General features: G+C 61.1%; 23 protein-coding genes. 6 read left to right on the top strand and 17 right to left on the bottom strand.

Annotated elements, in window-relative coordinates:
- Positions 1 to 37: 37 nt before the first annotated feature.
- From HX899_RS00730 to HX899_RS00705, 6 genes are all read left to right on the top strand, one after another.
- Positions 38 to 967: an ABC transporter permease gene (locus HX899_RS00730; RefSeq protein ID WP_138330670.1), complete on the top strand. Its 930-nt coding sequence runs from the start codon at positions 38 to 40 to the stop codon at positions 965 to 967.
- The gene (locus HX899_RS00725; RefSeq protein ID WP_138330218.1) at positions 964 to 2,091 is read left to right on the top strand and encodes an ABC transporter permease; all 1,128 of its coding nucleotides are present in this window, start codon (positions 964 to 966) and stop codon (positions 2,089 to 2,091) included. The genes HX899_RS00730 and HX899_RS00725 overlap by 4 nt, the downstream gene beginning before the upstream one ends.
- Positions 2,092 to 2,149: 58 nt before the next feature.
- Positions 2,150 to 3,121 (top strand): ABC transporter substrate-binding protein, encoded by a 972-nt coding sequence (locus HX899_RS00720; protein WP_003542286.1) that lies wholly within the window; start codon positions 2,150 to 2,152, stop codon positions 3,119 to 3,121.
- Positions 3,122 to 3,626: 505 nt separating this feature from the next.
- Entirely contained in the window at positions 3,627 to 4,817 is a 1,191-nt protein-coding gene (locus HX899_RS00715; RefSeq protein ID WP_181291430.1) for an efflux RND transporter periplasmic adaptor subunit, read from the top strand.
- 12 nt (positions 4,818 to 4,829) lie between these two features.
- Positions 4,830 to 8,156, top strand: coding sequence for an efflux RND transporter permease subunit (locus HX899_RS00710; RefSeq protein WP_181291429.1), 3,327 nt, complete (start codon positions 4,830 to 4,832; stop codon positions 8,154 to 8,156).
- A 166-nt stretch (positions 8,157 to 8,322) separates the two neighbouring features.
- Entirely contained in the window at positions 8,323 to 9,006 is a 684-nt protein-coding gene (locus HX899_RS00705) for a Crp/Fnr family transcriptional regulator (protein ID WP_181291428.1), read from the top strand.
- 121 nt (positions 9,007 to 9,127) lie between these two features.
- Here the strand turns inward: HX899_RS00705 and ureG are convergent, their stop codons facing one another.
- The 17 genes from ureG to urtB form a co-directional block, all read right to left on the bottom strand.
- The gene (gene ureG / locus HX899_RS00700; protein ID WP_003542294.1) at positions 9,128 to 9,739 is read right to left on the bottom strand and encodes an urease accessory protein UreG; all 612 of its coding nucleotides are present in this window, start codon (positions 9,737 to 9,739) and stop codon (positions 9,128 to 9,130) included.
- Between the two features lie 190 nt (positions 9,740 to 9,929).
- Positions 9,930 to 10,601, bottom strand: coding sequence for an urease accessory protein UreF (locus tag HX899_RS00695; protein WP_181291427.1), 672 nt, complete (start codon positions 10,599 to 10,601; stop codon positions 9,930 to 9,932).
- 6 nt (positions 10,602 to 10,607) lie between these two features.
- On the bottom strand, positions 10,608 to 11,204 hold the full coding sequence (ureE, locus tag HX899_RS00690; protein ID WP_171598529.1) for an urease accessory protein UreE: 597 nt from the start codon (positions 11,202 to 11,204) through the stop codon (positions 10,608 to 10,610).
- A 148-nt stretch (positions 11,205 to 11,352) separates the two neighbouring features.
- Positions 11,353 to 12,216, bottom strand: a complete 864-nt coding sequence (locus HX899_RS00685; RefSeq protein ID WP_181291426.1) for a GGDEF domain-containing protein — start codon at positions 12,214 to 12,216, stop codon at positions 11,353 to 11,355.
- A 331-nt stretch (positions 12,217 to 12,547) separates the two neighbouring features.
- On the bottom strand, positions 12,548 to 13,219 hold the full coding sequence (locus HX899_RS00680; RefSeq protein WP_181291425.1) for a TIGR02117 family protein: 672 nt from the start codon (positions 13,217 to 13,219) through the stop codon (positions 12,548 to 12,550).
- A 31-nt stretch (positions 13,220 to 13,250) separates the two neighbouring features.
- A complete protein-coding gene (gene ureC / locus HX899_RS00675; RefSeq protein ID WP_020051336.1) occupies positions 13,251 to 14,963 on the bottom strand; it encodes an urease subunit alpha in 1,713 nt (570 codons plus the stop codon).
- Between the two features lie 3 nt (positions 14,964 to 14,966).
- The gene (locus HX899_RS00670) at positions 14,967 to 15,590 is read right to left on the bottom strand and encodes a Urease operon accessory protein (protein ID WP_171598590.1); all 624 of its coding nucleotides are present in this window, start codon (positions 15,588 to 15,590) and stop codon (positions 14,967 to 14,969) included.
- A gap of 16 nt (positions 15,591 to 15,606) precedes the next feature.
- Positions 15,607 to 16,014, bottom strand: a complete 408-nt coding sequence (locus tag HX899_RS00665; protein WP_181291424.1) for a lysozyme inhibitor LprI family protein — start codon at positions 16,012 to 16,014, stop codon at positions 15,607 to 15,609.
- Positions 16,015 to 16,036: 22 nt separating this feature from the next.
- A complete protein-coding gene (locus tag HX899_RS00660; protein WP_003542314.1) occupies positions 16,037 to 16,342 on the bottom strand; it encodes an urease subunit beta in 306 nt (101 codons plus the stop codon).
- A 10-nt stretch (positions 16,343 to 16,352) separates the two neighbouring features.
- Complete coding sequence (locus tag HX899_RS00655; RefSeq protein ID WP_181291423.1) at positions 16,353 to 16,604, bottom strand: DUF1272 domain-containing protein; 252 nt, start codon at positions 16,602 to 16,604, stop codon at positions 16,353 to 16,355.
- Positions 16,605 to 16,614: 10 nt separating this feature from the next.
- A complete protein-coding gene (locus tag HX899_RS00650; protein ID WP_003561955.1) occupies positions 16,615 to 16,917 on the bottom strand; it encodes an urease subunit gamma in 303 nt (100 codons plus the stop codon).
- Positions 16,918 to 16,950: 33 nt separating this feature from the next.
- Positions 16,951 to 17,772 (bottom strand): urease accessory protein UreD, encoded by an 822-nt coding sequence (locus HX899_RS00645; protein ID WP_180195073.1) that lies wholly within the window; start codon positions 17,770 to 17,772, stop codon positions 16,951 to 16,953.
- Between the two features lie 152 nt (positions 17,773 to 17,924).
- Positions 17,925 to 18,620 carry an urea ABC transporter ATP-binding subunit UrtE gene (gene urtE / locus HX899_RS00640; RefSeq protein WP_138330204.1) on the bottom strand — a complete coding sequence of 232 codons (696 nt, stop codon included), beginning with the start codon at positions 18,618 to 18,620 and terminating at the stop codon, positions 17,925 to 17,927.
- A gap of 18 nt (positions 18,621 to 18,638) precedes the next feature.
- On the bottom strand, positions 18,639 to 19,157 hold the full coding sequence (locus tag HX899_RS00635) for a hypothetical protein (protein ID WP_138330203.1): 519 nt from the start codon (positions 19,155 to 19,157) through the stop codon (positions 18,639 to 18,641).
- A gap of 76 nt (positions 19,158 to 19,233) precedes the next feature.
- Positions 19,234 to 19,989, bottom strand: a complete 756-nt coding sequence (urtD, locus tag HX899_RS00630; protein ID WP_026158829.1) for an urea ABC transporter ATP-binding protein UrtD — start codon at positions 19,987 to 19,989, stop codon at positions 19,234 to 19,236.
- A 5-nt stretch (positions 19,990 to 19,994) separates the two neighbouring features.
- Positions 19,995 to 21,158, bottom strand: a complete 1,164-nt coding sequence (gene urtC, locus HX899_RS00625) for an urea ABC transporter permease subunit UrtC (RefSeq protein WP_138330202.1) — start codon at positions 21,156 to 21,158, stop codon at positions 19,995 to 19,997.
- Positions 21,155 to 22,777, bottom strand: a complete 1,623-nt coding sequence (urtB, locus tag HX899_RS00620) for an urea ABC transporter permease subunit UrtB (RefSeq protein ID WP_171598536.1) — start codon at positions 22,775 to 22,777, stop codon at positions 21,155 to 21,157. Before urtB ends, urtC begins: the two co-directional genes overlap by 4 nt.
- Positions 22,778 to 22,783: the final 6 nt, after the last annotated feature.

The following is a 22,783-nucleotide window of genomic DNA, read 5'->3' as shown; positions in this document are numbered from 1 at the left end:
GCCGCGCGTTCGACGCCAACAAATGGGGGCAGTCGCAGTGATACCCGACACCTTCAAGGACAAGATCGTCCCCGTCACCACAATCCTGCTCGCCCTCGTCGTCATCTGGTATATCGCCGCCATCCTGATGAACGCGCCGTTCCAGCGCGACATGGACGGCCGCGCCGGCGTTACACCTACGACCTTCGAATTCATCGGCAAGACGCTGGCGCAGCCGAAGCCGATCCTGCCGGCGCCGCATCAGGTGGCGCAGAACGTCTACGAGAACACCTTTCTGCGCAGCCTTTCGAGCAATCGCAGCCTCGTCTATCACAGCTGGGTAACGCTCTCCTCCACCCTGCTCGGCTTCGGCTTCGGTATGCTGCTCGGCATCCTCCTCGCCGTGCTGATCGTCCACAACCGCGCCATGGACCGCTCGCTGATGCCCTGGCTGGTGGCGAGCCAGACCATACCGATCCTCGCCATCGCGCCGATGATCGTCATCATCTCCTACAACGTACTGACCGGCGACAATGCCGTTGCGCATCTGTTGAACCTCGATTCCGACGCCTCCCGCCTCGTCTCCAAGGCGCTGATCTCCACCTACCTCTCCTTCTTTCCGGTCGCCGTCGGCATGGTGAAGGGGCTGCGTTCGCCCGAAATCATGCATCTCGACCTGATGCGCACCTATTATGCCAGCCCGATGCAGACGTTCTGGAAGCTGCGCGTTCCAGCCTCGATCCCTTTCCTCTTCACCTCGATGAAGGTCGCGATCGCAGCCAGCCTTGTCGGCGCCATCGTCGGCGAGCTGCCGACGGGTGCTGTCGCCGGCATCGGCTCGAAGCTACTCGCCGGCTCCTATTACAGCCAGACTATCGATATCTGGGCCGCCCTCGTCGCCGGATCGCTGCTGGCGGGCATCCTGGTTGCGATCGTCGGCGTTGCGGCGAAGATCGTCGATCGCGCCATGGGCGGGAGGCCGGCATGAGACATCTGACCTTCTCCTGGCAAGGTGTGGTCGCCCTCCTCCTCTGCGTCGGGGCGCTGACGGCCCTGCCGCTCCTGGCCGAGGGCGCGGCGCGCGCCCTCACCGACGGCACGGCAAGCCTCATTTTCACCATCGTCATCGCGGCTGCCCTGCTGTCATTCGCACCGCAGCCGCCGGCCTATCGGGCCACCGTGCTGTTTATCGGCGCGCATGGCGCCGCCTGGATGCTGCTTTCGGCTCTTTCCGGCAACGAGGGCACGGCGACGCGGGCTTTCTTCCTGCTGCTCTTTGCCTGCTGGCTGCTTGCCTGGCGATGCGTCAGCGAACTGTCGAAACTGCAGCCCGTCACGACTTTCGGCAAGTCGGTACTCCAGCTCCTGATCCCGGCGATCTTCGGCGCCTGGATCCTCATTCTCTGGGAAGCGGTCACGCGCGGCGCTGGCGTCCCCTTCATCCTGCTGCCGCCGCCGAGCGCCATCGGCGCGCGGTTCATGGCGTCGCTGCCCATCCTCGGCGCGGACGTCAGGCAGACGATCTTCAAGGCGGTGCTGATCGGTTATACCGTCGGCTGCCTCAGTGGCTTCGTCGTCGCGGTGCTCGCCGACCGCATCGCCTTCCTGCGCCGCGGCCTTCTGCCGATCGGCAACATGGTTTCGGCCCTGCCAATCATCGGCGTCGCCCCTGTCATGGTCATGTGGTTCGGCTTCGACTGGCCGTCGAAGGCCGCCGTCGTCATCATCATGACCTTCTTCCCGATGCTGGTGAATACCGTCGCCGGCCTTGCCGCCTCCGGCAGCATGGAGCGCGACCTGATGCGCACCTATGCCTCCGGCTATTGGCAGACGCTGCTGAAACTCAGGCTTCCCGCGGCAATGCCCTTCATTTTCAATGCACTGAAGATCAACTCGACGCTGGCGCTGATTGGTGCCATCGTTGCGGAATTCTTCGGGACGCCGATCGTCGGCATGGGCTTCCGTATCTCCACCGAGATCGGCCGCATGAATGTCGACATGGTCTGGGCGGAAATCGCCGTCGCGGCGCTGGCCGGCTCGATCTTCTATGGCATCATCGCCCTGACCGAACGGGCGGTGACGTTCTGGCATCCGTCTATCCGTGGTGGCTAGGCGCGCGCGGGCTCCAGAAACGGGTCCGGGCATAACTTCAGAGGGTAAGGATAAGAAAATGAGAAAGTTGATGGTTGCAATGATGGCGAGCGCGATGTCGCTTGCATCGGCCCATGCGATGGCCGCCGACAAGGTGGTGCTGCAGCTGAAATGGGTCACGCAGAGCCAGTTCGGCGGTTATTACGTCGCCAAGGACAAGGGCTTCTATAAGGAAGAAGGCCTCGACGTCGAGATCAAGCCGGGCGGCCCCGATATCGCCCCCGAGCAGGTGATCGCCGGCGGCGGCGCCGATGTCATCGTCGACTGGATGGGTGGCGCCCTGGTTGCCCGCGAAAAGGGCGTTCCGCTCGTCAACATCGCCCAGCCCTACCAGAAAGCGGGCCTGGAAATGGTCTGCCGCAAGGACGGCCCGATCAAGACCGAAGCCGACTTCAAGGGCCACACGCTCGGCGTCTGGTTCTTCGGCAACGAGTATCCCTTCTTCGCCTGGATGAACAAGCTCGGCCTATCCACAGAAGGCGGTCCGAACGGCGTCACCGTGTTGAAGCAGAGCTTCGATGTGCAGCCGCTTGTCCAGAAGCAGGCCGACTGCATCTCTGTCATGACCTATAACGAATACTGGCAGGCGATCGATGCCGGCTTCAAGCCGGAAGAACTGACGGTCTTCAACTACACGGAAATGGGCAACGACCTTCTCGAAGACGGCCTCTATGCGATGGAAGACAAGCTGAAAGACCCGGCCTTCAAGGAGAAGATGGTCAAGTTCGTCCGCGCTTCGATGAAGGGCTGGAAATATGCCACCGAGAATCCCGACGAAGCCGCCGAGATCGTCATGGACAATGGCGGCCAGGACGACAACCATCAGAAGCGCATGATGGGCGAAGTCGCCAAGCTGGTCGGCGACAGCTCCGGCAAGCTGGACGAGGCGCTTTATGCTCGCACGGCAAAGGCGCTGCTCGACCAGAAGATCATCAGCAAGGAGCCGTCGGGCGCCTGGACGCATGATATCACCGACGCCGCTTCCAAGTAGTTTCGGCAGGATTGCGAAGCGAAACGCGCGGGAGATTTCCCGCGCGTTTCGTCTTTTTCTAGAGCATGATGCCAAAAACTGTCCGCGGTATTCGGACGACATTCTCTATCTATTTGATTTGGATGCTGATTCAGATTTCCAGTCAGTCGGCCTAAATCATCTGCATCCAGCAACCGAAAAAAATGCCTTGCAACTGTCGCATTTATCGGGCGTCAAACGTCTTAGGGATGAGCGCGATCAATCTTCGTAATGTTGACATAACCTTGCGGTGATTGATTGACGTCGGAATGGTAATTATTATTGCCTAAAGGGGAATTGTTTTCTGCCGGACTTGTAGATCGAGCAAATCGATACCACCTACAAGCCGAATTTGCCGGCGAGGGATGAAGACGGCAAAGGATCGGCGGATACCTCTGAGAATGCAGGAAGGGCAGTGGCCTGATCGCGCGCTGAGTGGCAGACGCTCGAGTTCGGCCAACCTTATCATAAGATTGGACGACGACGCATGGCACGCAAGCCGATTGGAATTCTAGGCGCCTCTACTCTTTTTGCAGCGGCACTTGCTGCATCCACCGCATTTTCGCAGGAAACGCCGGTCGCAAAACCGCAGCAGAACCTGCCGGCGATCGTCGTCACCACGGCGGTGAGCCGCACCCTCGTCGACCGTGTCATCGGCACCGGAACGGTCAAGCCCGTCGAGGAAGTCTATATCCAGCCTCAGGTCGAGGGCCTCTCTATCCGCACGTTGAAAGCCGATATCGGCGACAAGGTTCAGGCCGAGAGCACGCTGGCGACGCTCAACGATGACGCAGTGGTCCTGGAAAAGAGCCAGATGATGGCGACGAAGGCCAAGGGCGAGGCAAGCCTCGCCCAGCTGCGCGCCCAGCTCATCGAGGCGCAGGCCAATGCCGAACAGGCAAGGCAGCAGCAGGCCCGCGCCCAGGAAATGGTCAAGAAGGGCACGGTTTCCACCGCCCAGGTCGAACAGGCCGATGCGACTGCCGCCGCAGCCAATGCCCGCGTTGTCTCCGCCGAACAGGCGATCGAGGTGTCCGAAGCCGATCTCAAGGTCTTCGACAGCCAGATCGCCGATGCGGATTTGAAGCTGGCGCGCACCGATGTGAAGACACCGGTCGCCGGCACGGTCTCGGCGAAGAACGCCAAGGTCGGCGCCATTGCCGCCGGCAATGGCGATCCGCTGTTCACCATCATCCGCGACGGCGATATCGAGCTTGTCGCTGAGGTCGCCGAAAGCGATGTCGTCAGGATCATGGCCGGCCAAAAGGCAGCGATTTCGCTTTCCGGCAGCCGTGAGAAGCTTTCCGGTGCCGTACGCCTGGTTTCGCCCACCGTCGATCCGGTCACCCGCCTTGGCCTCGTCCATATCTCCATCGACGATGACAGCAAGGCGCGTTCCGGCATGTATGGCAGCGCCGAGATCATCGTGCGCGAGACTGAAGGCGTAGCGCTTCCCCTGACCGCGGTGCTCACCGGCAATGAAGGCTCCTCCGCCCGCAAAGTCGAGGACGGCGTGGTGAAATTCGCCAAGATCGAGACCGGCATCCAGGACGGCGCCTATGTCGAGGTCATCGATGGATTGAAGACCGGCGACGAGGTCGTGGCCAAGGCGGGCGCTTACGTTCGCGACGGCGACCACATCACGCCGGTGCGTGAACAGCCCCCGGCTTCCAACTAAAGAGACCATCCGATGAATTTTTCAGCCTGGTCCATCCGAAATCCCATTGCACCACTGCTGGCCTTCTGCCTGTTGGTGTTCATCGGCATGCAGTCCTTCAACGCGCTGCCGATCACGCGCTTTCCGAACATCGACGTGCCGCTCGTTTCGATCAACGTGACGCAGAGCGGCGCTTCGCCGGCCGAGCTCGAAATGCAGGTGACGAAGGAGATCGAAGACGCGGTGGCCTCCATCACCGGCATCGACGAAATCCAGTCGACGGTGACCGACGGCAGCTCGCAGACCGTCGTCATGTTCCGGATGGAAGTGCCGACCGAACAAGCCGTGCAGGACACCAAGGATGCTATCGACCGCATCCGCAGCGATCTGCCGACTACGGCCGAAGCACCAATCGTCTCCAAGGTCGATGTCGAGGGACAGGCGATCCAGACCTTCGCCGTTTCCTCGCCTGCCATGTCGCTGGAAGAACTTTCGTGGTTCGTCGACGATACGATCAAGCGTTCGCTGCAGGGCCAAGCCGGCATCGGCCGTGTCGACCGTTACGGCGGCGCCGAGCGCGAAGTGCGGATCGAACTCACCCCTGACAAACTCAATGCCTACGGCATCACCGCCGCGAGCGTGAACCAGCAGCTGCGCGGCACCAACATCGACCTCGGGTCAGGCCGCGGCCAGGTGGCCGGAAGCGAACAGGCGATCCGTGTTCTCGGCGACGCCCGCAACGTCGCCGACCTCGCCAACACGACGATCGGCCTGCCGAACGGCCGCTTCGTCAAACTATCCGATCTCGGCGTCATCAAGGACACCTATGAGGAGCCGAAATCCTTCTCGCGCTTCAACGATACGCCAGTCGTTACCTTCGGCGTTTTCCGCTCCAAGGGCGCCAGCGAGGTCAGCGTCGCCGAAACCGTGGCGCAGAACCTCGACAAGGTGCGGACCGAAAATCCGAATGTGAAGATCGAACTGATCGACGATTCGGTCTATTTCACCTACGGCAACTACGAAGCCGCCATCCATACGCTCCTCGAAGGCGCGCTGCTCGCCGTCATCGTCGTCTTCCTGTTCCTGAGGAACTGGCGCGCGACGCTGATTTCGGCAATCGCCCTCCCCTTGTCCGCGATCCCGACCTTCTGGATCATGGACATGATGGGTTTCTCACTGAACCTCGTCAGCTTCCTCGCTCTGACGCTCGCCACCGGTATCCTTGTAGACGATGCGATCGTCGAAATCGAAAACATCGCCCGCCACATCAAGATGGGCAAGACGCCCTATCGAGCGGCGATCGAGGCGGCTGATGAAATCGGCCTTGCCGTCATCGCCACCACCTTCACGATCATCGCCGTTTTCGTGCCCGTTTCCTTCATGCCGGGCATTCCGGGCCAGTACTTCATCCAGTTCGGTCTGACCGTCGCCTTCTCCGTCTTCTTCTCGCTGATGGTCGCGCGACTGATCACCCCGATGATGGCCGCTTATCTGATGCGCGCCGAAGACGCCATGGAAGACCATCACGACAATGATGGCCTGCTGATGCGGGGATACACCCGTCTCATCCGTGGCACGACTGGACGCTGGTACACGCGTTATGCGACGCTGATTGTCGCGTTCGCTTTCCTGGTCGGCTCCGTTTTGTTGCTGATGCAGGTTCCCGGCAGCTTCCTGCCGCCGGAAGATGCCTCACGCATCGTTCTTTCCGTCGAGCTGCCGCCCAATGCACGCCTTGACGACACCGAGAAGACGACGGATGCGATCTATGACAGGGTCAAGGACATCAACGGCGTCGATAGCGTCTTCGTCCTCGGTGGCGCATCGCCGAAGGGCGATCTCGAACTGCGCCGTGCGACCATCACGCTGGCACTCGATAAGCTCGACCAATCGCTGGTCAAGAAGATGGTCAACGACGTGATCGGCCGTATCCCCGTCATTGGCCCGAAACTGCCGAAGGTGGAGGTCCACGGCCGAGAACGCCCGCAGTGGGATATCGAAAAGGAAGTCTTCGCCAAGCTGCGCGATATTCCCGACGTCCGGATCCTGAAGCTCAATGACCGCGGCGAACGCGACCTCTCCTTCAACTTCCTTTCCAAGAGCGACAAGGACCTGAACGACGCCGTCGGCATTCTGGAATCCAAGCTGCGCGCCGATCCGTTGCTTGCCAATGTCAGCGCCGACGGCTCCCTTCCCCGCCCGGAACTGCAGGTTCACCCGCGCATGGATGAGGCGGCCCGCCTCGGCATTACGCCGCAGCAGATCTCCGAGACGATCCGCGTCGCCACCATCGGCGATGTCGATGCCGCCCTTGCCAAGATCTCGCTCGACGATCGCCAGATCCCGATCCGCGTTCAGGCCGCACTCGACATGCGTCGCGATCTCGCGGCCATCCGGACATTGAAGATCCAGACCGCCAGCGGCGGCACCGTTCCGCTCGCGAGCGTCGCCAATATCGACTATTCGGAAGGGGTAAGCTCGATCAAGCGCAACAACCGCTACCGCGTCGTCTCGATCGGTTCCGACCTGCCGCAGGGCATAGCACTCGACACGGCTTCGGCCCGCTTCCGTCAGATCGTCAATGACGCCAATATCCCGGCCACAGTGCACCTTGCCGAAAGCGGCGACACCAAGGTGCAGAGCGAGATGCAGCAGAGTTTCGTCAACGCCATGTTGATGGGCCTGCTGCTGGTGCTGACGGTGCTGATCCTGCTCTTCAAGGACGTGATCCAGCCCTTCACCATCCTGTTCTCACTGCCGCTCGCCATTGGCGGCGTCGCAGCCGGCCTGATCCTCACCAGCAATCCGCTGTCGATGCCTGTCATGATCGGCATCCTGATGCTGATGGGTGTCGTCACCAAGAACGCCATCCTGCTCGTCGATTTCGCAATCGAGATGCGTCATCAAGGCATGCCTCGCGTCGAGGCCATGGTCGAAGCCGGCCGCAAACGCGCCCGGCCGATCATCATGACCTCGATCGCCATGTCGGCGGGCATGCTGCCTTCCGCGCTCGGTGTCGGCGAAGGCGGCTCGTTCCGCGCGCCGATGGCGATCGCGGTGATCGGCGGCATCATCGTCTCGACTGTGCTCTCGCTCGTCGTCGTGCCCTCCTTCTTCCTGATCATGGACGATCTGTCCCGCCTGCTTGGTTGGGCTTTCGGTCGCCTGGTCGGCAGGAAGGACAACGAGGAACTGCCGCTGTCGCGCGAGGATCTCACCCGTGTCACCCGGGAGAACCGCAGCGAGATCGATTCGTTGGAGGAGCGCCTGACCGCAATCGAAAAGCCGGAAAGCAAACGCAAGAACGCCAAGGGCAACGACACCAACGTGCTGCGGCTGCCGCCCTTCGCGGCGGAATAAGCAAAACCCAGGAAATGAACGGGCCGGGAGCGATCTCCCGGCCCGTTTCGTTTTTGCTGTTCATTTCTTAGCGTTGACCGAAATCAATTCCGCCATCGTCTCCTTCCCGTATTTTGCCCGGCAGCCACAAGGAATTGAAAGACCGGCCATATCAGGAGACCGGGAGATGAACAGAACGCTGACATTCAACGGCCATGAGGCCGCTGTCCTCGCCAAGGCTGACTTCATGGCCGGGCTCGACCACGACGAGACTGAAGTCCTGCGCGCCTGCGCCACCATTCTCCTCTGCGACCCGCACGACGTTCTCTTCGAGGAGGGCGACAAGGCGGCCTATTTCTATTGCGTGCTCAGCGGTTATGTCAGGCTCTATCGCCACAACGGCGACGGCAGGCACGCCGATATCCGCATCTGCGAGCCCGGTGACAGCTTCGCCGAATGCCTGATCCACGCCGACGAAACCTATCGCACCGGCGCGCAGGCGATGGATCATGCCGTGCTGGCATGCTTCCACATTCCCGAGGTTCGTCTGTTGCTCGAGGAACGGCCGCGGATCGGCAAGGCGATCATGCGCAGCCTGTCACTGCATCTGATCTCCACGATGGAATGCCTGGCAAGCGACCGCATGCAGACGGCGCCGCAGCGCGTGGCGCACTATCTGCTGACCCATTGCGTTGAGAACGGCGCGACCGCTTCGCTGCGGCTGCCCTTTCCGAAAAATCTGCTCGCCCGGAAGCTCGGTCTCGCGCCGGAGGCGCTTTCGCGCGCCTTCTCGACGCTGAAGATGAAAGGTGTCACGGTGCGCGGCCGGGCGATCGCCATCAGCGACGTCAACCTGCTGCGGCAGGTCTGACCGCAAAAATCATCCCGCTTTAGAGCAATTCCAGCAAAAGTGCGGAGCGGTTTTGCGTCCGGAATTGCGTGAAAACAAAGAGATAGAGCATTTCCGTGATTCGGAGAAAAACGGAAATGCTCTAGAGCCCGCCCTGCTCCCTGAGGAAGCTGACGATCGAACTGACGCCGTCGCCGCGCTTCATGTCGGAGAAGACGAAGGGGCGGCTAGCACGCATGCGCGTCGCATCCCGGTCCATCACCTCGAGATCAGCGCCGACATAGGGCGCCAGATCCTTCTTGTTGATGACAAGCAGGTCCGATCGAGTGATGCCGGGGCCTCCCTTGCGCGGGATTTCCTCGCCCTGGCAAACCGAGATGACATAGATGGTGATATCGGCAAGATCAGGCGAAAAGGTCGCCGCCAGATTGTCGCCACCGGATTCGATGAAGACGACGTCGAGATCAGGGATCCGTTGGTTGAGGCCAGCAATCGCCTGCAAATTGATCGTAGCATCCTCGCGGATGGCGGTATGCGGGCAGCCGCCCGTCTCGACGCCGACGATGCGGTCCGAAGTCAATGCCTGCATCCGCACCAGCGCCTCGGCATCCTCTGTCGTGTAGATATCGTTGGTGACAACGGCGACGGAATAGTCGTCGCGCATCGCCTTGCAGAGCTTTTCGGTCAGCGCCGTCTTGCCCGAGCCGACCGGCCCGCCGATGCCGACACGCAAAGGTCCGTTTCTTGATTTCATATGCCTTACTCCAATCGAACCCCGATGATAACGAAGCCACCCGCCCGCGCCACCGTCAAATGACTTAGAGCGCCTGTTTTTCTTCGAATCACGGAAGCGCTCTATCTCTTGGTTTTCACGCAATTCCGGACGCAAAACCGCTGCGCACTTTTGCTGGAATTGCTCTGACCGCAGCGATAATTTCGGACGATCACGAACGGAACAGCCGCGTCGCCTGCGTCTCGTGGCGCAGGCTGGCAATATCGGCCTGCACCGTCGCCGAACCCAGATCGTCAAGCGTCGAGGCTGCCGCCCGCCGGGCGACCTCCGTGATATGGTCTTCGAGACCGGCAAGCACGGTAACGCCATCCCTCTGCCCGGCGACACCGAGGCGGATGCCTGATGAAACCGCTTGTGAGACATAGGCATGCAGGAACGCGGCGAGTGCCTTCTCGGGCTCTATGCCATGGGCGCCCGTTACCGCCCCGACCGCAATGGGATAAGCGACCTTGTCGGGTAGCCGCTCGAACACCCCGTCCGGCCAGGCCCGCGCCGCTGCGAGGAAAGCCTCGCCGAGCAGCATCGTTTCCTGATGGCGCTCGCGTGATCCGGCAAGCGCCTCGGCGAGCGCGGCCATCTCGGCAAGGCGCACCGCTTCCGCTTGGCGCCTGTGGCTTTCAGCCAGAAGCACCGCATCGTTCCAGACCGAACCGTTGCCGATCAGCGTGCCTGTCCAGGCGACAAGCGAGGTAGCATCTGTGACAAGCCCGTCGGCAACCGCCCGCTCCAGCCCGCCCGAATAGGCAAAGCTACCGATTGGAAAGGCCGGTGAGAGCCATGCCGTCAGGCGCAGCAATGCCTGCAGCTCACGATCCCTGTTCATCAAGGCTCAGTCGTGCTTGTGGTCATGATCATGACCGCGATCGTGGCGGTGCTCATGCTCATGCTCGTAGCCATGTTCGTGATCATGGTCATGGCCGTGATTATGATCATGCCCGTGGTCATGCCCGTGGTCATGATTGTGATCGTGATCATGCCCATGCGAATGCCCGCCTTGGGAATGATAGGCGCCGCGCGCCGGCTGGAACGGCTCGTCGATCTCGAGGACGACGGCGCCGAGGCCCTGCAGCATGGTGCGGATGACATGGTCGCGGAGGATGACGATTCGGTCTTCCTCGATCTGTGCGGCAAGATGCCGGTTGCCGAGATGCCAGGCGAGCTCTACCAGATGCGTGCGGTCGCGTCCGCGAACCTCGAAGAGCTTCTCGTCGGCGGCGAGGATCTCGATCAGTTCGCCGTCGTCGCGCACCAGCAGGTCGCCATTGGCGAAAAGCACCGGATCCTTGAGATCGAGCATGACCATCTCGCCATTTTCCAGATGCAGCAGCTTGCGGCGCAGATGGCGCAGATCATGCGGCAGCTTGACCTGGGCGATTGGGTGGGAGGAAGGGGTTCCGGCGGGAAGATAGGAGGTGACGCGCTGCATGACATGTCCGTTTTTCTGAGAGGACGACCATGCAAAATAGCTCTTCCCGATGCAAGCACCAATGGCCTTTCGTCTAAATCAAAAAATAGAACATGATGTCGTCCGAAAACCGCAAACACTTTTCGGCATCATGCTCCAGACCTGGCTTTTATATTCCGTAAGCCTGCATCACATTGTCGCTCTCCGGTCCTTTGTTCTCGCCATCGACGCCGTTATCGACGAGCCCGTGCCAGGCGTGATGCAGACCTTCCCGTTCGTGTACGACGCGATTGCGCCCAAGCGCCTTGGCGAGATAGAGCGCCCGGTCGGCGGAAGCATAGACCGCCTGCTTGTTGCGCTCGGCGACCAGATCGGCAACGCCGCCGGAAACGGTGATGCGGATATCGTGCCCCTCGGCCCTGATGGCGCCGCCGGCGATCCGAGCCCGGACACCTTCGATGCGCTCCATCCGCGCCTCCAGCGGCTCCCCGGAGACGATGACGCCGAACTCCTCCCCACCCAGCCGTGCGACGACGGACATCTCATCGAAGGCGGATGTGAGCATGGCCGAAACGGCAATGATAACGGCATCGCCACACCCATGGCCGAAGCGGTCATTGATCGTCTTGAAACGGTCGACGTCAAAAATCACCAGCGACGCGTTGCCATCGGTATTCTCAAGCGCCTCGGTAAAGGCGCGCCGGTTGAGCAGTCCGGAAAGCGTATCCGTGCGGCTGAGCTTTTCGAATTCCGCCCGCGAGAGCGCGAGATCGCGCATGGCAAAGCCGGCAAACAGCGACAGCATGCCGGAAACCGTACCGCCGATCAGCCAGGAAAAGATTGCGCCGAAGCCGATTGCATGGGCGAGCGTCACCGGCAGGAGCCCGAGAAGATCGAGCGACGGCATCGTCAATGCGATAATGACTCCCGAGAGAATAACGGCGAGAAAAGCCATCTTCAGGGCGAAGACATAGACGTTCTTGCGGTATTGAAGATCGCTAAAATCGGCCTGCAGCGAAATCCAGTTTCTCATCAGAATCAACCTTCCTGCTCGGCGTTTCCAGGCATTGATAAGAGTCCAATTGCTGCGGGTGTCTTAATCGACTCGTTAAGATTCGAACGGTTTCGGACGAATCGGTGGATAGAACTTTTCTAGCAGGGGATGCAGTTTTCCAATCTCTGAATCGAACAGCGCAGAGAGACACTTAAATTACTGATATAAAAGAGATTTATTGATCCGTGCGGGGAAGCTGTTCCAGAATGGTTTAGCTGGGAAAAACATCGGCTTTTCCATCGATTTTTACAACCATATGGAGAGCGCTATTCACAATTCGCTTTAAGAGCGGACTGGCTCTAGGGCTGCTTCAATTGTAGACAGAAACTGACAATCGCAATGCTTGTGGAATCGGGCTCCATAAGCCGGTTCGAAGCCCAGCCGAGCGCAGGGCGGCGGCGCTCCAGGTGTTGCAGCCGAAGAGAGCGTTGAAGTATCCCCTGGCCTCGAAGAAACGGTCGATCTCGCCGTAACCGGCATCCGGAATCGGCACCACCGCGCCCGCGTCGCGCACGAAGCTGTCCGAGATAAAATTGCGCAGCTGCGCTAATTGATCGTCACTGACATTGAATGCCGCAACAGTCGGCTGCGGCTCGGTGATATGACCGGCAAGGTCCACATGCAGCACTGAACGGTCGATCGTCAGCGCGCGCAACATCGGCAGCGGCTTCAGTTCCGCCCAAGTGGGAGTTTCCAGATAGAAGGCACGACCGCCCCAGCCGATAATGAGCCACTCCGCATTCGGATGGCCGAGCGGAAAACCGGTATCGTCAAGGAAGGAAAAGGCAGCCCGCGTTTCCGCGTCGAGCGGAATGGCAATATCGGTATGGATCGGGCCCGACAGCAGCAGGATCCGATGCGTCACTGCGGCAGACGACGCCTTGACCGGCGCAATCAGCGGCCGGGGAATAAGGGTCCCGCAGGCCGCCGAAAGCACGAGCAGGAATACGATCCGCAACAACCAGCGGATGCCTGTCCTCATCGCAACCGTCCATCACGCATCGGACGTAGGCCTAGAACAGAAAATAGCGCTGCGCCATCGGCAGCACCGTCGCCGGCTCGCATGTCAGCAATTCGCCGTTCGCCCTGACCTCATAGGTCTCCGGATCGACCTCGATCTCGGGTGTCAGGTCGTTGTGGATCATCGATGCCTTGGAGATGCCGCCGCGCGTATTCTTCACCGCGACCAGTTCCTTGGCGACACCGAGCCGACCCTTCAGGCCGCCGTCGAGGGCGGCCTGGCTGACGAAGGTAACGGAGGAATTGGTGAGGCTCTTGCCATAGGAGGCAAACATCGGCCGGTAGTGCACCGGCTGCGGCGTCGGGATCGAGGCGTTCGGATCGCCCATCGGGGCGGCGGCGATCGAGCCTCCGAGCAGCACCATATCGGGCTTCACGCCGAAGAAGGCCGGGTTCCACAGCACGAGGTCGGCGCGCTTGCCGACTTCGACCGAGCCGATCTCACGGCTGAGACCATGGGCGATTGCCGGGTTGATCGTATATTTGGCGATATAGCGGCGGACACGGAAATTGTCGTTGTCGCCTTTTTCCTCCTTCAGTCGGCCGCGCTGGCGCTTCATCTTGTCGGCCGTCTGCCAGGTGCGGATCGCCACCTCGCCGACGCGGCCCATGGCCTGGCTGTCGGACGAGATGATCGAGAAGGCGCCGATATCGTGCAGGATGTCTTCGGCGGCGATAGTCTCCTTGCGGATCCGGCTTTCGGCAAAGGCGATATCTTCGGGGATCGACGGCGACAGATGGTGGCAGACCATCAGCATGTCGAGATGCTCGGCGATCGTGTTGACCGTATAGGGACGCGTCGGATTGGTCGACGACGGAATGACATTCGGCTGGCCGCAGATCTTGATGATATCAGGCGCATGCCCGCCGCCCGCCCCTTCCGTGTGGAAGGCATGGATGGTGCGGCCCTTGATGGCGCCGATCGTATCCTCGACGAAGCCGCTTTCGTTCAGCGTATCGGTGTGGATCATCACCTGCACGTCGTATTCATCGGCAACCGACAGGCAGCAGTCGATGGCGCCTGGTGTCGTGCCCCAATCCTCGTGCAGCTTCAGCGAGGTGGCGCCGGCCAGCACCATTTCGGTCAGCGCCCCCGGCAGCGAGGCATTGCCCTTGCCGGCAAAGGCAAGATTCATCGGAAAGGCGTCGGCCGCTTCGATCATCCGCGCGAGGTGCCAGGGACCGGGCGTGCAAGTGGTGGCGAGCGTGCCGTGCGCCGGTCCCGTGCCACCGCCGAGCATGCAGGTCATGCCGCTCATCAGCGCTTCCTCGATCTGCTGCGGCGCGATGAAATGGATATGGCTGTCCATGCCTCCAGCGGTGACGATCTTGCCTTCGGCGGCGATCGCCTCCGTGCCGGGACCGACGATGATGTTTACACCCGGCTGCATGTCGGGATTACCGGCCTTGCCGATCGCGACGATACGCCCGTCCTTGAGCCCGATATCGGCCTTGTAGATGCCCGAATGATCAACGATCACCGCATTGGTGATGACGGTATCGACCGCACCATCCGCCCGCGTTACCTGGCTCTGGCCCATGCCGTCGCGGATCACCTTGCCGCCGCCGAACTTCACCTCCTCGCCATAGGTGGTGAAATCCTTCTCGATCTCGATGAAGAGCTCCGTATCGGCAAGGCGCACCTTGTCGCCGGTGGTCGGTCCGAACATGCCGGCATAGGCGGCGCGCGAGATCTTGTAGGGCATCTATCAGGCTCCTTGGGAGGAAGAGACGAGTGTTTCTCCGCCGAGCCGCGCGAGGCGGCCAGCGGCAATATGGCTATCGACAAGCTGTCGTTCGGCCGCAAATGGGTGCAATTCCCAGCCGACGTGGCCGAAGCCGGCAAGCGTCACCTCGGCCTCGGCGTATGTGTTCAGCACCTCGGCAATGACGATCATACCGCTGCTCGGCACGACATAGGGCGACGGAGAAAACGCCGAAAGCGAGGCATCCACGGACTCGTGAACCGCCTTGCCGATGACGACGTGCTTCTTGCCGGTATCGGCGCAGAAGACACTGAACTCGCCCGTATAGTTGTCACAGAAATCGTCGAGTTCCGGATGCGAGACGGCAAGCGGCGCCCGCATCGCAGCGAATTTTTCCGGGTCGCGCACACTCCAGATTTCGCTAGCCGACACCACGCCCGGATGGGCGCGCCACTCACGCGAACCGAGCATCGCCTTTGCCGGCCTGCCGGTATTGCAGACCGCGACGGCATCCGTGCGGCTACCGCCGGCGCCATAGGAGCGGCAATCATTGAAGCGGATGACGAAATCGGCGGCATCGATGATGCCAGCCCCGCCCTGCTCAATGTCGCCATTGCCGACGATCATGATTTTCCTGATCACCCTAGTTGCTCATCGTATCTTCGAGCTCTCTCAGCTCTTTCGTGCGTTTGTCCGTAATGTTGGCGAGACACCCGGCGACCAGCATCGGCTCCATCGTGCCGCCGCGGGCCTGAAAGCCGAAGGCGTCGCATTCGGCGTCGCGATAATCGATCCAGGCGCGCTGCGCCTTGACCAGCGCCTGCTCTGCGCCCTTCCTGTCGCCATCCAGGTCCTTGTCGATCGCCGCCAGGGCGGCGCGGGTCTTCTTATATTGCGCATTCAACGCATTGTCGGCGGCCTCATGGCGCCCCGACTCGCAGGCAGTCATGTCCGATTGCGTCTTGGGACTGTTGCAATCGATATCCTCAGCAGAGACAGCACCTGCCGTCAGCAGCATCGCCGCCCCGACGAGGCAGATATTCAAGCGCATGCGTTTCTCCAGACTATTGTTCTTAAAGCTTGCCCATCACCAGCTGACGGAATCCGTAGACCTCGCGCTTGCCGGAAAGCGGGATCAGCGTCACCGAGCGCGTCTGCCCCGGTTCGAAGCGCACCGCCGTCCCCGCCGGAATATCGAGCCGCTTGCCATGTGCTGCCGCGCGATCGAAGGAAAGCCCGGCATTGGTCTCGGCGAAATGATAGTGGCTGCCGACCTGCACCGGCCGGTCGCCGGTATTGGAAACCTCCAGCGTCACCGTCGGCGCGCCGGCATTCAGTTCGATGTCGCCGCTTGCGGCAATGATTTCGCCTGGAATCATCTCGTCCTCCTTAAGCCGCCTTGGGCACGCAGCCCTCGGCTTTCAGCACACGCTTCGTCGACGCCGGATTTTTGGCGAGCATCGCCACCGGCCGAATAGGCCTCGCGACGAGATTGCCACTGCAGTTCGGGCAGACACCCTTCAACACGGCGTCCACGCAATCGGCGCAGAAGGTGCATTCATAGGTGCAGATCCGTGCCTCTGCGCTGTCAGGCGACAGATCTTTGTCGCAGCATTCGCAATTGGGCCTGAGCTCCAACATTCCTATCTCCTCACCGGATTGGTTCGTGCACGGTGACGAGCTTGGTGCCATCGGGAAACGTTGCCTCCACCTGCACGTCATGGATCATCTCGGCAATGCCCTCCATCACCTGGTCGCGGCCGATCACATGGGCACCGGCTTCCATCAGTTCGGCAACCGGACGGCCGTCGCGGGCGCCTTCGACGACGAAGTCGCTGATCAGCGCGATCGCTTCGGGATAGTTCAGCTTGACGCCGCGCTCCAGCCGCCGCCGCGCCACCATCGCCGCCATCGAAATCAACAGCTTGTCTTTTTCTCTCGGAGTGAGGTTCATCGCTTGTCCATCTGCTTGATCGAATGCTGAAGTTCATAGATTCCAGACTTTCGGCACAGGCGCACCATTGCGCAAGGCGGAAATGACCGGGATCAGGATTTTTCTGAGTGAGAAGCCGTCGGCTGCGGCAAGGCGGACGACGAGCTTGCCATTCCAAGCGCTCGCACCGCCCATCGATCCTTCGACGAGCGGCCGGACTTTGCCAAGATAGGCTTCTGAAAGCGGCCCGGCATAAAGCAGTGTCGCAAAGGCCACCTGTCCGCCGAGCACGGCCTGTCGCGCCGCCAGTGCCGCCACACCTTCGGAAAGTCTGAGTTCTTCGGCGTGGATCAGTTGACCCGAGCGGCGGATGCGCCAGCGATCGCGGAACAGCCCCGATACCACCGCCTCACCCATCGCCTTGCGGCCGAGCAGCACGGCTTCGACAGCCAGAAATTCGGCGCTCTCGTCAAGATCGACATCCAGCCGGCGGAAAAGTGCGGCCCGGTCGAAGAGGATCGTTTCCTGCGGCAGCCAGTCGACGCGGGCTTGGGCTCCAACCTTGATGCTGGTCGCCACCTCGGCGATGCCGGCCGATGCCTTGTAGATCTTCTCGCAAGCCTGAGTGGTGACGTCGATGCGCGTGCCGGCGCCGGCATCCACGCTCCAATTCATCCGATCGCCGCCCGTCAGCCCGCCAGCGGTATTGATGATGACGGCTTCCATGGAGGCGTCGAAGGTATCGGGCAGGCGGATCTTCGCCGCCCCCTCCTGATAGAGTTCACGGATGCGCGTGCGGCCATCGAACAGCTTTGCCGCCAGATGCCCGCGCCCTTCCGCTCTTTGCGGTCTCGTGCCTGCCGCCGCAATCGTCATATCGTCCCTTTCGGTCGCGCCCCCCGGTTTTCATTCAAGCGCGCAGATAGCGGAAAGCAAGCAATTCCTATGCCGCCCCGAGCAGACCTCTGGCGGCGGCGGAAGGTTTTCCAGGCGCCGCGCCCTCTGCTGCAATATGCGGCATCTGCCGGTCAGACAGTCAGGTGGCGGCGGGCCTCCGGCGTATCCAGCGTCTCGGCAAGCCCTTCATGCACGATTTCGCCGCGGTCCATGATGTAGACATAGTCGGCAAGCTCACGGCAGAAATCGAGATATTGCTCGACGAGCAGGATCGCCATGCCTGTGGAGTCACGCAGATAGCGGATCGCCCGGCCGATATCCTTGATAATCGATGGCTGAATGCCCTCGGTCGGCTCGTCGAGCACGAGAATCCTCGGCCGCGTCACCATGGCGCGCCCGATCGCCAGTTGCTGCTGCTGCCCGCCGGAAAGATCGCCGCCGCGACGTGACAACATCGACTTCAGCACCGGGAAGAGACTGAAGATGTCATCGGGGATGTTGCGGTCGCGGCGGCCAAGCGGAGCAAAGCCGGTTTCGAGATTTTCCTTGACTGTCAGTAGCGGGAAGATTTCGCGCCCCTGCGGCACATAGCCGATGCCCTGCTTGGCACGGGCAAAGGGCGGCAGGCCGTTGAGCTTTGTATCGTTGAAGGTGACGGTACCCGCCGACAGCGGATGCTGGCCGGTAACGGCGCGCAGAAGAGAACTCTTCCCCACGCCGTTACGCCCCAGCACGCAGGTGATCTTGCCCATCTCCGCTGTGATCGAGATGCCGCGCAGCGCCTGAGCGGCACCATAATGCAGGTTTGCGTTTTCGACTGTCAGCATGCGTTCACCCATTCCCCATCAGTTCATCAGCATGCGCCTCAGCATTTGCAGGGCGTGCTCCTGTTCCTTCGTTCTCTCACCACCGACCTCGGCCACTTCCTCGGCAATGCCGATCAATTGCTGACGCTCTTGCATGTCGAGCGCCTCTATCCAAAGAGGCCGGAACCGTCGGATCGGATCTTCGGGACTGGTGACGTTCTTAGACGCCCACTCGCCGAAAACCAGCACCTCTTGCATATCGCCCGGCCGGATGATGCCTTTCATGCGATTGCGAACGACATCCTTCGCAGCGTCGAAATAGATCGGCTTTTCCTTGGCAAGGCAGAAGAGGAAGGCCACCGCCGCAATCGCCGGATCGGCGATCGAGGCCAGCGGCGCTGCCTCGGCCTGCTTGCGGAACTTTCCGCGCTTATAAGCGCCCCGCATACGCTCGACGGAATCGATGATCTCGTTTCCCGCCTCACGCACCATTTTCAAACGCCAATACCAGACGACCGCGCCGCTGATCGCCACGACCAGAATACCGAGAAAAGCCATGATGAAACCCCACAATAAAACCCGCTCGTTTTAGAGCTCGTTCTTTTGTCAGGTTCAAGCCTGTAAGTTGCATTCATCACCGCCCCAAATAGTTCTCGATGACCTTCGGATCCGAACTCACAAAATCGATCGACCCTTCGGCCAGCACCGATCCCTCAGCAAGGCAGGTCACCTTGACGCCGAGGTCTCGGATGAAGCCCATGTCATGTTCCACGACGACGACCGAGCGCGTCTTGGCGATATCCTTGAGCAGGATCGCCGTTTCCGCCGTCTCCGCATCCGTCATGCCGGCCACCGGTTCGTCGACCAGCAGCAGCTTCGGCTCCTGCGCCAAGAGCATGCCGATCTCCAGCCATTGCTTCTGCCCGTGCGAGAGATTGGCAGCGAATTCGTCACGGCGATGCGTCAGCCGCACCGTTTCGAGGATCTCCTCGATGCGCGCCTTGTCCTCGCCCGAAAGCCGGTAGAACAGCGTCGAGAACACGCCGCGACGACGGTTCAGCGCCAGCTCCAGATTGTCCCACACCGTATGGCTTTCGAAGACGGTCGGCTTCTGGAATTTGCGGCCGATGCCGAGCTGGGCGATATCGGCTTCATCCTTCTTGGTGAGATCGATCGTGCCGTTGAAGAACACCTCGCCCTCATCGGGCCTGGTCTTGCCGGTGATGATATCCATCATCGTCGTCTTGCCGGCGCCGTTCGGGCCGATGATGGCGCGAAGTTCGCCGGGTTCGATGACAATCGACAGCGAATTCAGTGCCTTGAAGCCATCGAAGGAAACCGAGACGCCGTTGAGATAAAGCACGCTGGTGGGTTTGACGTCGGGGATCATGGCGCTCACTCCGCTGCCTGGATTTTCGGCTGGATACCGTCTTCCTCAGCTGCCGGCGGAGCAGCCTTGGAGACGACCTTCCGCTTGCCGAGATATTGCGCAATCGTGCCGACGACACCCTTGGGCAGGAACAGCGTGACGGCGACGAAGAGACCGCCCAGCGCAAACAGCCAGAACTCCGGGAAGAGGCCGGTGAAGATCGTCTTGCCGCCGTTGACGAGGATCGCGCCGATGATCGGGCCGATCAGCGTCGCCCGCCCGCCCACCGCCGTCCAGATGACGACTTCGATCGAATTGGCAGGCGCGAATTCGCCGGGATTGATAATGCCGACCTGCGGCACGTAGAGCGCACCGGCAATACCAGCCATCATCGCCGAGACGACGAAGGTGAAGAGCTTGAAGTGCTCGACGCGGTAACCGAGGAAGCGTGTGCGGCTTTCCGCATCGCGCACGCCGACCAGTACCTTGCCGAACTTCGAGCGCACGATCGCCGAGGCGAGCAGCAGCGATAGAGCAAGGAAGATCGCAGTTGCCGCAAAGAGGACTGCACGCGTGCCGTCAGCCTGGACGTTGAAACCGATAATGTCCTTGAAATCGGTAAGGCCGTTATTGCCGCCGAAGCCCATGTCGTTGCGGAAGAAGGCCAGTAGCAGCGCGTAGGTCATCGCCTGGGTGATGATCGAGAGATAGACGCCGTTGACGCGTGAGCGGAAGGCAAACCAGCCGAAGACGAAGGCCAGCAGGCCGGGCACGACGAGCACCATCAGCGCCGCAAACCAGAAATGGTTGAAGCCGTACCAGAACCAGGGCAAATCCTTCCAGTTCAGAAACACCATGAAGTCGGGCAGAACAGGGTCTCCATAGCTGCCACGCGTGCCGATCTGGCGCATCAGATACATGCCCATCGCATAGCCGCCGAGCGCAAAGAAGGCACCGTGGCCGAGCGAGAGGATGCCGCAGAAGCCCCAGACGAGATCGAGCGCCAGCGCCAGCAGCGCATAGGTCAGATACTTGCCGAACAGCGACATGATATAAGTCGGCACGTGCAGCGGATTGGTCGGCCCCGTCATCAGGTTCAGGACCGGCACAAGGACGGCGACCAGAAGCAGGAGGGCGATGGCAATGACGATCTTGCGATCGAGTGATCGGAGAAGGAAGGCCGTTATCATGCTTCCACCGCCCTTCCTTTGAGTGCGAAGAGCCCGCGGGGACGCTTCTGGATGAAGAGAATGATGAGGACGAGCACCAGGATCTTGCCGAGCACGGCGCCGGCGAAGGGCTCGAGGAACTTGTTGACGACGCCGAGCGACAGTGCACCGACCAGTGTACCCCAGAGATTGCCGACACCGCCGAAGACGACGACCATGAAGCTGTCGATGATGTAGGATTGACCGAGGTTCGGCGAGACATTGTCGATCTGGCTGAGCGCCACGCCGGCGATGCCGGCAATGCCCGAGCCGAGCGCGAAGGTGAAGGCATCGACCCAGCCGGTGCGGATGCCCATCGACGACGCCATGCGCCGGTTCTGCGTAACGGCACGCATCTGCAGGCCGAAGGCGGACCGCTTGAGCAGCAGGAGCAGCGCCACAAAGACCACCATCGAAAAGACGATGATCCACAGTCGGTTCCAGGTGATGGAGAGCCCGCCGAGATCGAAGACGCCGGACATCCAGGTCGGATTGCGGACCTCGCGGTTGGTCGGGCCGAAGATGCTGCGCACCGCCTGCTGCAGGATGAGCGACACGCCCCAGGTGGCGAGCAGCGTTTCGAGCGGCCGGCCGTAGAGATAGCGGATGACGGCGCGCTCGATCACCAGACCGACGAAGCCGGTAAAGACGAAGGCCGCAGGCACGGCAAAGGCCAGCGAATAATCGGCAAGTTCAGGAAAGGCGGAGGTAATGTATTCCTGCACCACATAGGTGGTGTAGGCGCCGATCATCACCATTTCGCCATGCGCCATGTTGATGACGCCCATGACGCCGAAGGTGATGGCAAGGCCGATCGCGGCAAGCAGCAGTACCGAGCCGAGAGACAATCCGTACCAGATGTTCTGGACGATATCCCACAGCGCCAGGCTGCGATTGATGGAGCTGATATCCGCCTGGATCGCCGGCTTCAGGTCGTCCGGCGCGGTTTCGAGTGTGGTCGTGAGGATGGTCAGCGCATCGCGATTGCCGCGCGCCGCGATCGTATCGATCGCAGCCTTCTTGTCTTCGACGCTCGCATCCGTCTTGAGCAGCAGCACTGCGCGCGCCGCTTCCATCGTATTCTTGATCTCAGCGTCTTTTTCGGCCGCAAGCGCCGTGTTCAGCAGGTCGAGATTGGCGGGATCGGCATCTTTCAGAAGGCCCTGCGCCGCGGCAAGTCGCGCGGAACGGTCCGGGCTCATCAGCGTCAGCTGGCTCGTGGCGGCGCCGATGACGCCGCGTAGCGCGTTGTTGATCTTGACCTTCGTCATCAGATCCGGATCGACATCGGCAGCGGCTTCGCCGGTGATCGGATCGGAATAGGTTGGTTCGTCATCGGTACCACCCTGGAGGAGAACCGGGCCGCCATCTGAATTGACGTAGAGAAGGCCGTCGCTCAACTGCTGCAGGATCTGGCTGACATGCTGGTCCTTGGAAGCGACCAGCGCCTTGATGGCCACTTCGCGTTCCGGGAAATCGCCGACGCCGAGCGCGTCGATGAGCACGTGGATATCGTCCTGGGCCTGGACTTCGCTCGAGATCATCACGCCCGAAAATGTCAGGCAAACCGTGATGAGGAAAATCTTTATGGCGCGATACATCGGCTT

The sequence above is a fragment of the Rhizobium sp. WYCCWR 11146 genome (assembly GCF_013591995.1).
Classification (GTDB): domain Bacteria; phylum Pseudomonadota; class Alphaproteobacteria; order Rhizobiales; family Rhizobiaceae; genus Rhizobium; species Rhizobium indicum.
This window is presented reverse-complemented; position numbering and strand designations above follow the sequence as displayed.